The organism is Acetomicrobium sp. S15 = DSM 107314 (genome assembly GCF_016125955.1).
Lineage (GTDB): Bacteria > Synergistota > Synergistia > Synergistales > Thermosynergistaceae > Thermosynergistes > Thermosynergistes pyruvativorans.
In genome coordinates, this window is the sequence record NZ_JADEVE010000215.1 from 38,338 (window position 1) to 51,477 (window position 13,140).

The following is a 13,140-nucleotide window of genomic DNA, read 5'->3' on the forward strand; positions in this document are numbered from 1 at the left end:
GTGGCGTGTCTGACGCGGTGTCTAACTAGACGCGGTCTTTTTAAGAAACGTCACGATTTCGTGTATTAGCGAGGCAGAAGAATTTTGCGGCGGGTGGGAGGGCCGATTTCTTCTTCTCTCCCACCTTTTTATCTCAATTTACATGCTTCAGATTCCTCAAAAAGTCAACAATAGTCAAACTTGACAATACCTCCCTGAACTCATATAGTATAGTTATCACATGGTCAGACCATCCAGCCAAAACAACTCGAACATATGCGAGGTGCGCCGATGAAGGTGTTTGAGAAAATCCTCAATTGCATGTGTGTGATTCTATTTATAGAAATGGCTATAGTCACGTTTGCGCAAGTAGTGAGTAGATATGTTTTTGGTATAAGCTTTTTCTGGGCAGAAGAGCTTGCAAGATTCTCAATGGTGTGGATAGCCTTTTTGGGTGCTGCTATCGCAATAGCTCACAATTCTCATACCAATATAAACTTCTTTGTTAACTTGTTGCCAAAAACAATTAAAAAGTACGTAGAAATTGCACAAGATCTTGTGTGCTTGTTTTTTATAGTATGTGTGATATTTTATAGCTGGCCTATCGTAAATATCACAATGAAAAACCTGAGTACTGGCTTAAGGATTCCAATGGGCTTAGTATACATATCTTTGCCGGTATCTGGTTTTATAATGATCTTATACTTGTTAATTAGATTGTATTTTAAAGTGAATTGCAAAGAAGCAAATGCAGGTGGTGAACAATTGTGATATTAGCTCTGTTTACCACTTTAGTTGTAGCTTTAGTTATAGGTATTCCTATAGGATTTGCGATAGGTATAAGCTCAATGATATTTCTTCTAATTAGCGGATTTCCTCCGTTGACGATAATATCTCAGCGTATGGTCGAAGGGGTTAATTCATTTCCCCTTATGGCTCTACCTTTGTTTATTTTGTCAGGGGAAATTATGGCATATGGAGCTACACCTAGACTAATGAAGCTTGCCAATATGATTTTGGGACGTGTGCCTGGTGGGCTGGGAGCGGCTGCAGCAGGTGGTTGTGCGTTTTTTGGGGCTATCTCTGGTTCTGGAGTGGCTACTACTGCGGCTATAGGAAGCATAATGGGACCAGAGATGGTTAAAAATGGATACCACAAAAGTTTTACCGCTTCTTTGTTGGCCGGGGCAGGTGCATTGGGTATAGTCATCCCTCCAAGTATTTCGATGGTCGTATATGGAACAGCGTGTACCGTGTCTATAGGAGACTTGTTCTTAGCCGGAATTATACCAGGCTTGTTAACAGTTGGCTTTCTTATCGGTTTGGATGTTGTTTTAGGAATTAAAAGAGGTTACAGGAATATTGGTGGAAATAATCTTACCCTAGGTGAGCATTTTGTGGTTTTTGTGGATGCACTTTTGCCACTCTTTATGCCCATTATTATATTAGGTGGAGTATTATCAGGTATATTTACTCCAACAGAAGCAGCTGCTATAGCTGTGTTTTATGCGTTTTTTCTTGCAGCTTTTATTTATAGAGAGTTAAAACTGAGTGATATATATGCAATATGTGCAAAAAGTGCGGAAATGAGTGCAATAATATTGTTCATTATGGCAACAGCTGCTCCGTTTGGTTGGATAATGGCAACACAAAATGTGCCTGAGGTTTTTGCTAAAGCTTTATTGTCATTATCAAGTAACCCAGTAGTGATATATTTATTAATAATGATATTATTACTATTTTTAGGTACATTTATGGAAACTAATTCTACAATAATATTAACAGCTCCTATTTTGTTACCAGTAGTTACAAATTTAGGTTTCAGCCCCATCCATTTTGGTATTGCGATGATCTTAAACTTGGCTATTGGTGGAGCAACACCACCTTTGGCTGTTTGTCTGTTTACATCGTGCAAAATCCTTGACATATCAGTAGAAGATACGTTTCCTGATATTATATATGTAGTTGTTACGATGTCTATCGCTCTTTTGATAGTGGTTTTGATACCCCAAGTTTCTTTATTTTTAGTTAATGCATTGGGTAAATGAGGAGGAAGGTGCGATGATTTCATTTAAAGAGTTGGCACACAGTAATCATAGGTTTTTAGGGATGTTTATTCAATCCACTTCCAGTGAATTTGTGGAAATTGTGGGCTATACGGGTTTTGACTTTATCATCATAGATATGGAGCACAGCCCAATAGATTATTCTACGAGCAGAGTTTTAGCCCAAGCTGCAGATGCTGCTGGGATTGTTAGCACAATAAGGGTGGCCGAAAAATCGCCGGTGTCCGTCTGTAAGGCACTGGATACCGGCGTTTCGGGTGTTGTAGTTCCTGGTATATCTTCTGTGTCTGATGCGGAGGCTGCTATAGGATATGCAAGGTACGCTCCTCTTGGGGTGAGGGGAGCCTGTCCCTGCGTGAGAGCCAATAGATATGGAATAGGAGGAGAAGTGTTTTATAAAAAAGCAAATGAAACTACCAGTGTTATTCTCTTGCTTGAGGGAAAATCAGCAATTGAATCATTTGATGCAATATCAAATATAAAAGGCTTAGATGCCATTTTGTTGGGTCCCGTGGATCTATCTCATTCCCTTGGTTTTCCTGGTCAAATTCATCACCATGCAGTTACTAATGCATTAATTGATATGATAAACAAAGGTAAGGAACGAAACGTGTGTATTGGAGTATTTTGTACCGAACTACAAGAAGCAAAGAGATGGTTTGAAGTTGGTGTCAATTATGTGGTATACAGCGTCGATACAATGCTATTTGCCGAAACTTGTTCAAAGCTTAAGGCAAGCTTAATGAACTAAAAGTTGATTATTTAATAACTTCAAATATTGGTTACAAGCTTGATATTAGTGTTAATAAAAATTGCTTTGCATTATAAAAAGAGGTGAGTGTTAAAAGTGGATACTTGTAGCATAATAAGTTTTTAAGATTGCGTAACAGATCATTAAAATAAAAGGAGGATTTGTAATGATTAGCAAATGGAAGCGTCTGGTAGTTTTAGTGATGATATTAGTTGTACCTATGGTTTCTAGTGCTGCCTATGGTGCTAATAAAAATTTTGTGCTTAAGGTGGCTCATATATTTGCACCTACACACCCTGCGCAAAAAGGATTGGAGTTATTTAAGAAGTTAGTTGAAGAAAGAACATCTGGCGCAGTAAGAGTGGATACATATCACAGCGGTGTTCTGGGGGGCGATACAGAAGAACTCCAGCAGGTAATGGCGGGCACTCTTGATGCAGCAGTTATTATGGGTATATCTATCTGGACCGGCATGAACCCCAAGGCTGCGGTTGAAGAGCTTCCCTTCTTGTTTAGAGACTATGAAATGGCACACAAGGCATTAGACGGAGCTTTTGGAGAGAAACTTGCTTCTGACGTTTTAGAACCAGTTGGCGTAAAAGTGCTTTCTTATTGGGAAAACGGGTTTAGACATTTTACCAATAATGTAAGACCTATTGTGGTTCCATACGATATGAAAGGCATAAAGTTCAGAAGCGCAGAGTCTCCAATAAGGATTGAAATGTTTAAGACGTTAGGGGCAAGTGCAATACCTATTGCGTTTCCTGAGCTTTTTACCGCACTTCAACAAGGTGTAGTTGACGGGCAAGAAAACCCGCTTGCTGTCATAGAATCATCTCGTTTCTATGAAGTTCAAAAATATCTCTCTTTATCTGGCCATATATACAATGCAGGTGTGTTTATTATTAACCCTAAAATGTGGGAACGTTATCCTGGTGACGTGAAAAAAATTATACAAGCTGCTGCTCATGAAGCGAGAGATTATGAGCGTAAGTTAAATGGCGAGTCTGATACTATGCTTGTTGAGAAGCTTAAAGGGCTTGGTATGCAAATAAACGAAGTTGACAAGGAAGCCTTTACCGCTGCCGTACAGCCGGTGTGGCAGGGTTTCGTGCAAAAGAATGGTTCAGAACTTGTAGATCTCGCTACTGCCGCGGGCAAGTAACCAAGCTGATATAGCTCAATACGATTCAAATAAGGAGTTAGATCGTTTTATGACATTTTCAAAGATTCAAAAGAGCACGATTTCGCAAATCATCGTAGAGCAGATCCAGGAGAAGCTTCTCAAAGGGGAGTTGGAAGCAGGGCAGAAACTCCCTCCAGAGAGGCAGCTGGCCGAAATGCTGGGGGTGAGCAGATCTTCGCTGCGTGAGGCCATGCGCGCCCTGCAATATATGGGCATATTGGAAATAAGGCAAGATGGCGCTCACCTGTGCGAAAACCTATCGCTCCTCTCCGATCACTTCAAGCTGGCCTATTTGCTCAAGCAGTTTTCCGTGATGGAACTGATCGAGGCCAGAAAACTCGTAGAAGCAGAGATAGTACGCCTGGCTGCGGAAAGGGCTACGGCAGAAGATAGAGAGACGATAACCGAAGCCTTTGAGGAGACGTTGCGTCATCAAGAAGCCGGAGAAGAAAGGGATTTTCTCATGGCAGATTTCGCCTTCCACCGCGCCATAGCCGAAGCCGCCCAAAATTCTGTGCTCGTAGAAATGTTAAACGCCATACGCGACCTCCTCTTGGAGGTCAACTTGGATGTCATAAAACGCCCGAACCAAGTACAGGTGGCCACCGCATTTCATGAAAAGATAATGAAGGCGATCCTCTCCGGAAACGCGCGCGAAGCGAGCGATGCCATGTTAGACCACCTGACCAATGTGGAAGAGGCCATAGCAGAGGTTTACAAGGCCGAATTATCGGAAGACATAAGGGTGTGAACCCCTTAGAAGGAGGGATAGTATTTGTCTAATTACAAGGTGCTGATGACGGACACGATATTTCCGGATATGGAGATAGAACGTGCGGAGCTTGCGACTATAGGAGCCGAGTTGACCCTGGCAAGTGGATCGGATCCGAAGACGTTGGCGCGTGAAGGCAAGGATTGCGATGCCATGATCGTCGTTTATGCCCCAATAACTGCCGAGGTTGTAAATAGCCTCACCAAGTGCAAGGTGATGGTGCGTACCGGTATAGGGTTTAATAACATAGATCTCGAGGCGGCAAGCCGCAAAGGAATTATGGTAGCCAATGTTCCAGATTATTGCCAAGACGAAGTGGCGGACCATGCTATGGCCCTCTTTTTGAGCGGTGTGCGCAAGGTTGCCTTTCTCAACAATCGTGTAAAAAGCGGTTCTTGGGACGTGAACGAGGCTAAACCGATACCGCGACTTCGGGGTAAGCTTTTTGGCCTTTTCGGTTTGGGCAGCATCGGTCAGCGCGTGGCAGAGAGGGCCAAAGCTTTCGGCATGGACGTTTGTTCCTATGACCCATATATGCCCCAGGAAGTTTTTGACAAATTGGGCGTGAAGAGATTCCATGATTTTGACGAATTTCTTGCGTCTGTCGATTTTCTCTCCATTCACGCTCCGCTTACCGAGGAGACGAAACACATAATAAACTTACAGAACCTGAAAAAGATGAAGCGCACAGCATTTATCGTGAACACTTCCCGCGGTCCGCTGGTGAGCGAAGGCGACGTGTATATAGCATTAAAGGAAGGCATAATTGCCGGCGCAGGGCTCGATGTGCTCGAGAACGAACCGCCCGCTTACCCTTTCCCTTTGGCAGAGCTGGACAACATAATATTAACGCCTCATGCCGCGTTTTACTCCGAGGAAAGCGAGCCGGAACTCAGAAGAAAAGCGGCACAGGAGGTGGTGCGCACCTTAAAAGATGGTAGGCCCAAGTACTGGGTCAATAAAAAAATGATGGAAGATTTAGGCACAGCGTAGAACAAACCAATAAAGGAGGAGTTAAGATGACTAAGTTTATCGACACGAAGATAGCATGGAAAACGGACAAGTGGTTTACCAGCCCTTGGAATTTTGTGCCCGAAGTGCGAAAGGACATGGTCTTTTCTAAGAATATAAAGTTCCATGACGTTTCCTTGCGCGACGGCGAACAACAGGCGGGCCTCGTTTTTAATAAGGATCAAAAGATAGCCTTAGCGGAGAAGTTGGCGGAAGTAGGAATTCACCGCATAGAGGCTGGGATGCCTGCCGTATCGAAGCAGGACGCAGAAGCCATAACCGAGATTGTAAAGCGCAACTTGGGACCTGAGATTTTTGCCTTTGCCAGGTGCATGAAGGATGACGTAAAGCGCTCCATCGATTGTGGCGTGAAGAACGTAGTCCTCGAAATACCTTCAAGTGATCATTTGATTAAAAATGCTTACGGGTGGACGACGGAGAAGGCTATAGATCTATCGATAGAAGCCACCAAATATGCTCATGAGAATGGTCTATACGTTTCTTTCTTCACGATCGATGGCTCCAGGGCAGACATGAATGATTATCTCAACCTAATCGAGCGCGTTGCCAAAGAAGGACACATGGATGAACTTACCGTTGTGGATACGCTTGGCGCATTAAATCCTCACGCAGTACCGTATCTCCTCAAAAAAGTAAAAGAGCGTATCAGCGATAAGCCCATTGGCGTTCATTTTCATGATGACTTCGGTCTCGGTGCGGCGAACACCATCATGGCCATGGCGGCAGGAGCAGATATAGCTCATACCTCGATTTCCGGTATAGGAGAACGAGCCGGCAATGCTCCTTACGAGATGGTTGCCCTTTCACTCCTCTGTATGTATGGTGTTGATACAGGATTAAAATATGAAAAGATGTATCCCCTCTCTAAATTCCTCAGGGAGATCTCCGACTTCACCGTGAGGCCCAATGAGGGCATCGTGGGCGATCGCATTAATCAGATAGAGTCTGGCATAGTGGCAGCCTGGTATAAGAATGCGAAAGATATTGCCCCTCTCGAGCTTGCGCCATACCTTTATCCTCTCGTAGGTCACCCTGAAACAGAAGTGGTCATCGGCAAGATGAGCGGCGTTCCCAACATTGAGATTTATCTTGACAAGTTAGGCCTCACTGCCAACGAAGAGCAAAAACTTGAAATCGTCAACGCTGTGAAAGAAAAGTCCTTGTCGAAGGGGGGCTTGCTCACAATAGAAGAGTTTAGAGAAATAGCAGAGAAAGTGATAAGTGGCTAAAGCTTCTGGTTACAACATAACATTGGAGGTGTAGAGGATGAGTAAGATTTCTAAATATTTAGTGGTTGTTTTGTGTGCGTTGATTTTTATGGCGCCCCAGGCTTTTGCTGCCAGCAAGCCCATGGTTATTAAGTTCGCTCACAATGGAAACACTATAATGGAAGATCCCCAAAATGTGGCGTGTTATGCCTTTGAGAAAATGGTCGAAGAAAAGTCTGGTGGCGCATTTGACGTTCAGATCTACCCAGCTGCACAGCTCGGCGACGCGAGGACTATAGTTGAAGGCGTGCAAATGGGAGCCATCGAGATGGGCGACGTGGAAAATGGCCCCATGGGGCGCTTTGTGCCGGCTGCCTCCATATGGGATCTGCCGTTTCTCTTCCTTGACCTCGATCATGCGCACAAGGTGCTTGATGGGCCTGTGGGGCAGCAGGTTCAGCAGAAATATTTGAGTGTAGGCATACGCCACCTGGCATACAACGATGGTGGTTTTCGCTATTTCACCAACAGCAAACGCCCCATAAAGACGATTGACGACATGAAGGGCTTAAAGATTCGCGTTATGGAAAGCGAAATCATGATAGACACCATAAACGCTTTCGGCGCTTCTGCTATTCCTATGGCCTTTGGCGAGGTTTATACGGCTCTACAACAGGGTGTAGTAGATGGTCAAGAGAACCCGTTAAATCTGATCTACAGCCAAAAGTTTTACGAGGTGCAAAAATACCTGTCTTTGAGCGGCCATTTTTACTATCCGAGGCAATATATCGTTTCAGAGATGCTTTGGCAGAAGCTTACTCCAGAACAACAGCAGATTATAGCCGAATGCGCTAAGGCCGCCTGTGAAATTCAACGTGAAGAGTTTGCGAAATACGAGACACGCATGTTGGGCGTCTTAAAAGATCTGGGCATGGAAATAAACGAAGTAGAGAAGGACGGGTTTGCAAAGGTCTCTGTCGAGAAGGTGTACCCCAAGTTCTATAAGGTGATTGGCGAGGGTGACGAAGCGCGCGGTAAAGCGCTGGTAGAGCAAGCTATGAGCGCAAAATAACTTTTGTGTCGAACAGAGAGGAAGAGCGAGGTCTCTTCCTCTCTGTTTTATGTGGGGGGGTCGACATGGTTGAGAGGCGAAGCGTGTATGCGTGGTTTAATACAGGGGTAAAATGGTTTTTAGCCATTTTGATGATGGTAATTGCCGGTCTTACATTTTATCAGGTGATAATGCGGTATGCATTCAATAGAGCCCCATCGTGGAGTGAAGAGTTAGTACGGTTTCTATTCGTATGGTGTACTTTTGTAGCTGCTGCTATAGGAATCAAAGAAGGAATACATATAGGTATCGATGCACTGGTGAGGTTGCTCCCTAAGGGCATGCAAGAAATTTTAAGGATATTAGTTCAAGGGATAGTCATGTTTTTTGGTTCTTGTATGATTTATTATGGCTGGAAAGTAATCGTTATGACTTCAAGACAGCCGTCGCCTGCTCTGGGCTTGCCAATGAGTTATGTTTATGCCTCTATCCCAGCTATGGGCATCTTGATATTGGTTTATGGAAGCCAGGAGGTTTTAAAATCGCTAAAAAGTTTTAGCGTAGACAGCAGCGACAACCGGCTATAGGGGTGATTTTTCAATGCTTGCTATTTTGTTGACTACGTTAGTTATATGTTTTGCGATCAATGTGCCGATAGGGTTTGCACTGGCTATCGCTGCCCTTTTTGCTATGATTTTTTCCGGTAACCTTCCGCTTACATTGATCCCCATGCGCATGGTGGCTGGTGCCAATTCCTTTCCCCTTTTGGCCATACCCTTTTTCATGCTCGCAGGAGCTATTATGGAACGGGGCGGCGTGTCGAGGCGTATTGTGGAATTGGCTAGCACTCTGGTGGGACATGTGCGAGGCGGGTTGGCCGCAGTCTCTATATTGGGATGCACTTTCTTTGCTGCTATATCCGGATCCACTCCTGCTACCGCCGCTGCCATAGGAAACCTTACCATCCCAGAAATGGAAAAACGCGGATACGAGCGCAGTTATGCAGCGGCTGTTGTTGCTGCAGCTGCATGCCTCGGCGTAATTATACCGCCAAGCATCACCATGGTCATTTTTGGCGTTACGGCCAATGTCTCGGTAGGAAAACTCCTTATAGGCGGGATCGTTCCAGGGTGTTTTCTCTCCGCATTGCTCCTTTTTATGAACCGTTATATGTCGGGTAAACTTGGGTACCCTACGGAGGAACGTCACAGCTGGAAGGAGCGCCTTAGGACATTTGCCGACGCATCATGGGGATTGATGATGCCTATTATAATACTGGGGGGCATAATGAGCGGAGTCTTTACGCCAACAGAATCATCGGCCATAGCGGTTGTCTATGGACTAATTGTCGGTTTCTTCGTATATCGCGAACTTACGCTCAAAGATTTGATCCCAATATTCTACAAAGCGTCGCTCAACTCAGCCATGATAATGTTGCTTATAGCTGCTGCTAATCCCTTTGGCTGGCTTATGACGGTAGAACAAGTGCCTACAATCGTATCGAATAGCATTCTGTCATTCTCGACAAATAAATACGTCATCTATTTTTTGATGCTTGTTATATATTTGATATTAGGGACATTTATGGAAACAGCTGCGATAATACTTCTTATTGTCCCAGTGTTTGCGCCGATTGCGGAGCAAGTTGGTATAGATTTGGTGCAATTTGGCGTTGTAACCGTTATTTCGCTTGCCATTGGTATGGCCACGCCTCCCGTTGGGATTTCTCTCTTTGCTTCCTGCAGCATAGCTAACATTACTATGGGAGACATCACTAAAAAAGTGTTTCCCTTCCTTATTGTTTTGATAGTAGGACTTCTTATCTTGGCTTACGTGCCGATAATAACTACGTTTTTGCCAAACCTACTCATGTAAGCTAAAATTATAACACGGGGCGGTGAGGTGGATGCCGCAAATATAACCTTTCGGAGGGTGGTAGTAGCAATGGCAGAACGCAGTGATGTTTACCAGAAGGCCCTTGAATTGCACAAGGCTCATCGGGGAAAAATAGAAGTAGGGTATAAGGTTCCCTTGAAGGATGCCGCAGACCTTGCTTTAGCATATACGCCTGGCGTGGCTGAACCGTGTAGGCAGATACACGACGATCCTTCTAAAGTATGGGAAGTCACCAGCCGCTGGAACTTGGTAGCCGTCGTGAGCGACGGCAGCGCTGTGTTGGGCTTGGGCGATATCGGAGCGCTCGCATCACTTCCTGTGATGGAGGGAAAGTGCAACCTTTTCAAAAAATTCGCAAATGTAGACGCCTTTCCCATATTGGTTGCGACAAAGGACGTGGAAAAGATTGTAGAGACAGTGCGCCTCATATCTCCGACGTTCGGCGGCATAAATCTGGAAGACATTGCCGCTCCTCGCTGCTTTGAAATCGAGAGGAAACTTCAAGAGTCCCTCGACATTCCCGTTTTTCACGATGATCAACATGGCACTGCCGTTATAGTATTGGGAGGTCTCCAAAACGCCTTAAAAGTGGTCGGCAAAACCATAGACAGCGTCCGTATTGTAATAAATGGAGCAGGCGCTGCCGGTACTGCCATCGCAAAGGTCTGCTTGAGCGCTGGAGCTAAAAATGTCGTGGTTTGCGACAGCAAGGGAATTATAAGCCAAAATAGGACAGACCTAAATTGGGCGAAGAAGGAATTGGCCGAAATTACCAACCCTGAGGGGCTTTCTGGAGACTTAGCGACTGCTCTTAAAGGAGCAGATGTCTTCCTCGGAGTATCTGTGGCTGGAGCGGTAACTAAGGATATGGCTAAGTCCATGAAGAAGGGAGCCATAATTTTTGCCATGGCTAACCCTACGCCTGAGATTTTCCCTGATGAAGCTAAAGAGGCTGGAGTTGCCGTTATGGCTACTGGGAGGAGCGACTTTCCGAACCAGATAAATAACTGCCTCGGCTTTCCAGGTATCTTCAGGGGTGCCCTCGATGCGGGAGCTATGAAAATAACTGAGGGCATGAAACTGGCCGCTGCCAATGCCTTGAGCGGCCTTGTTTCAGAACGGGAACTACAGGCAGATTACATTATTCCCTCGGCATTTGACGAGCGCGTCGTTCCGGCTGTAGCGAAGGCTGTGGCAGAAGCAGCTCGTGCTGAGGGCGTGTGCAGGTGGTAATGTGTGGCGACGCTCATTTTAATGCCAGAGCTGGCCGACGGCAAAGAAAAGAAGATAGAACTTCCGATTGATCGGCCGTTGGTGTTGCGCGAATTTCTAAAAATGGGCGGGGTAGACCCTGCCATCGTCGGTGTGGCCGTGTGCAACGGCAAGATGCTCGGTATGGACGAAGTGATCCAGCCCGGCGATAGCATAAAACTCCTCCCTTTTATCGGTGGAGGATAGAAAGGTTATTCGAACTTTTTAGATAGCAGCTTGGCAGCTGGAAATAGAAAGAGCAGAAAGAACGCCATTAGAACCGTAGCATGAAGGGCTATTGGGGCGCCTTGGCTGAGACCTGAGGCTCCCCTAAACCCTTTTATGGCGTAGGTGAGAGGCAAAAGATGAGCCACAAGCTGCAAGGCCATCGGCATTGCTTCAAGGGGATATACCACGCCGCTTATAAATACCATGACAAAGCGAGGAAGATTAAGCAAGCTTTGAGCCTCAAAAACCTCCCTAACCATCAGACAAAGGAGCGATCCCATGGCGGAAAATGCCAACAGCGCTGGCAAGAGGATTGAGAAAAATATAGTCCAATCCACGTGAAGGTTTAAAGATAAGGCACATATTACTGCCACTGCCGAGCTCATAAAGAGGCCGAATATGGCTCCGCCCAGAATTTTGCCCAACAAAATTGCCATCATGCTGATAGGAGCGAGGAGAAGCCTCTCCAATGACCCCAGGCGAAGCTCGAAATTTATCACCACCGCTTCAGCTGCGGTAGTGCTGAATAGTGCGGTCATGGCTACGAGTCCAGGGACCAACCCATCGAAATCCACAGGGTTCCTGAGATAGAAGGCCAGAACCCACGTGATAGGGAATACTATTCCCCAGCTGATGGCCGGTGGTTTGGAATAATAAGTCTTCATGTCTTTTTCGATAATGCACCATATTCCCCTTAAGTCATCGCGCATCGTCACTTCCCTCCCTTTTCCGTAGCCATAACAGTTGGAGAAAGCCCGGTTATCCTTACGAAAGCCTCCTCGAGAGTGGGTTTTACGGTATTGATAGACACAATTTCTGCCCCAGCATCTTGCGCCGCTCGGCAGATGTGAGGCAGAAGGCAATTCGTAGTGCCGCTGCAGCGCAAAGTGCTTGAGTTGATAAGCATAGGCTTAGTTCCTGTTAGCGCAGCCAGAGGCTCCACGAGCGTCAAAGCATCTCCGGATACGGTAAATTCGACGGCTTGTTCCTTAGTGGCCATCTCCTTTAGTTCCTCAGGCCTTCCTGTCATGACGATTCGCCCCTTCACGATGATCGCGACGCGGTCGCACAAGATGTCCGCCTCTTCCAGGTAATGGGTGGTCAAAAATATCGTCATACCTTGATCGTGCAACTCTCTGATAGTCTTTCTCAAAGAGCGCGCCGCCATCGCATCCAATCCTACAGTGGGTTCATCCAGAAACAATATCTTTGGGTTGTGAATGAGGGCTGCAGCGATGGTAAGAGCTCGCTTCATTCCTCGAGAGAGCGTCCCAAACGGATGATCTCTCTTTTCCTGCAAGCGGAACAACTCAAGCAGCGCCTCGGCTCGCTCACGCCTATCCTTACTCGTTACACCATAGAGTTTGCCCATAAAGATGAGGTTTTCCAGGGCCGTGAGCTCATCGTAGAGGTTTGAGACTTCTGGCGCTACTCCCGTAAACCCTTTGGCCCCGGCGGCGTTCAATGTAACTTCGAGACCTAACAGCTCGGCTTTTCCCGCTGTAGGTTTGGAAAGCCCGGTGAGCATGCGGATGGTAGTGGTTTTGCCGGCCCCGTTGGGGCCCAAAAAGCCAAAAGACTCTCCTTTTTCTACATCGAAGCTTATACCGTCAACGGCGACTAAGTCGCCGTATCGCTTAACCAACCCCGAGGCTTTAATAGCTGTGGGCGTGGTTATTCCCTCCTCTCCTGGGCGTTGAGCCCGGATCTTGCTTTGGCT

Annotated in this window: 14 protein-coding genes; 12 read left to right on the plus strand and 2 right to left on the minus strand. The window is 45.9% G+C overall.

Going from position 1 to position 13,140, the window contains the following annotated elements; all coding sequences use genetic code 11:
- The first annotated feature begins 270 nt into the window (after positions 1-270).
- The 12 genes from EZM41_RS06025 to EZM41_RS06080 all read left to right on the plus strand — a co-directional run bounded on the left by EZM41_RS06025 (position 271) and on the right by EZM41_RS06080 (position 11,399).
- Entirely contained in the window at positions 271-750 is a 480-nt protein-coding gene (locus tag EZM41_RS06025) for a TRAP transporter small permease (protein ID WP_198470226.1), read from the plus strand.
- Positions 747-2,027: a TRAP transporter large permease subunit gene (locus tag EZM41_RS06030; RefSeq protein ID WP_198470227.1), complete on the plus strand. Its 1,281-nt coding sequence runs from the start codon at positions 747-749 to the stop codon at positions 2,025-2,027. Before EZM41_RS06025 ends, EZM41_RS06030 begins: the two co-directional genes overlap by 4 nt.
- A gap of 13 nt (positions 2,028-2,040) precedes the next feature.
- Entirely contained in the window at positions 2,041-2,796 is a 756-nt protein-coding gene (locus EZM41_RS06035) for an HpcH/HpaI aldolase family protein (protein ID WP_198470228.1), read from the plus strand.
- 166 nt (positions 2,797-2,962) lie between these two features.
- The gene (locus EZM41_RS06040; RefSeq protein WP_198470229.1) at positions 2,963-3,961 is read left to right on the plus strand and encodes a TRAP transporter substrate-binding protein; all 999 of its coding nucleotides are present in this window, start codon (positions 2,963-2,965) and stop codon (positions 3,959-3,961) included.
- Positions 3,962-4,010: 49 nt separating this feature from the next.
- Positions 4,011-4,733, plus strand: a complete 723-nt coding sequence (locus EZM41_RS06045; protein ID WP_198470230.1) for a FadR/GntR family transcriptional regulator — start codon at positions 4,011-4,013, stop codon at positions 4,731-4,733.
- A gap of 24 nt (positions 4,734-4,757) precedes the next feature.
- The gene (locus EZM41_RS06050) at positions 4,758-5,747 is read left to right on the plus strand and encodes a C-terminal binding protein (protein ID WP_198470231.1); all 990 of its coding nucleotides are present in this window, start codon (positions 4,758-4,760) and stop codon (positions 5,745-5,747) included.
- Positions 5,748-5,773: 26 nt separating this feature from the next.
- A complete protein-coding gene (locus EZM41_RS06055) occupies positions 5,774-7,015 on the plus strand; it encodes a LeuA family protein (RefSeq protein ID WP_198470232.1) in 1,242 nt (413 codons plus the stop codon).
- A 37-nt stretch (positions 7,016-7,052) separates the two neighbouring features.
- Positions 7,053-8,066 carry a TRAP transporter substrate-binding protein gene (locus tag EZM41_RS06060; protein WP_198470233.1) on the plus strand — a complete coding sequence of 338 codons (1,014 nt, stop codon included), beginning with the start codon at positions 7,053-7,055 and terminating at the stop codon, positions 8,064-8,066.
- Between the two features lie 65 nt (positions 8,067-8,131).
- A complete protein-coding gene (locus EZM41_RS06065) occupies positions 8,132-8,632 on the plus strand; it encodes a TRAP transporter small permease (protein ID WP_198470234.1) in 501 nt (166 codons plus the stop codon).
- 13 nt (positions 8,633-8,645) lie between these two features.
- Positions 8,646-9,920 carry a TRAP transporter large permease gene (locus tag EZM41_RS06070; protein ID WP_198470235.1) on the plus strand — a complete coding sequence of 425 codons (1,275 nt, stop codon included), beginning with the start codon at positions 8,646-8,648 and terminating at the stop codon, positions 9,918-9,920.
- A gap of 69 nt (positions 9,921-9,989) precedes the next feature.
- Positions 9,990-11,174 carry an NAD(P)-dependent malic enzyme gene (locus tag EZM41_RS06075; protein WP_198470236.1) on the plus strand — a complete coding sequence of 395 codons (1,185 nt, stop codon included), beginning with the start codon at positions 9,990-9,992 and terminating at the stop codon, positions 11,172-11,174.
- A gap of 3 nt (positions 11,175-11,177) precedes the next feature.
- Positions 11,178-11,399: a hypothetical protein gene (locus EZM41_RS06080; RefSeq protein ID WP_198470237.1), complete on the plus strand. Its 222-nt coding sequence runs from the start codon at positions 11,178-11,180 to the stop codon at positions 11,397-11,399.
- Between the two features lie 5 nt (positions 11,400-11,404).
- Here EZM41_RS06080 and EZM41_RS06085 read toward each other — a convergent pair whose 3' ends face one another.
- Positions 11,405-12,130: an ABC transporter permease gene (locus EZM41_RS06085; protein ID WP_198470238.1), complete on the minus strand. Its 726-nt coding sequence runs from the start codon at positions 12,128-12,130 to the stop codon at positions 11,405-11,407.
- 2 nt (positions 12,131-12,132) lie between these two features.
- Positions 12,133-13,065 carry an ABC transporter ATP-binding protein gene (locus tag EZM41_RS06090; RefSeq protein ID WP_232619129.1) on the minus strand — a complete coding sequence of 311 codons (933 nt, stop codon included), beginning with the start codon at positions 13,063-13,065 and terminating at the stop codon, positions 12,133-12,135.
- Between the last annotated feature and the right edge of the window lie 75 nt (positions 13,066-13,140).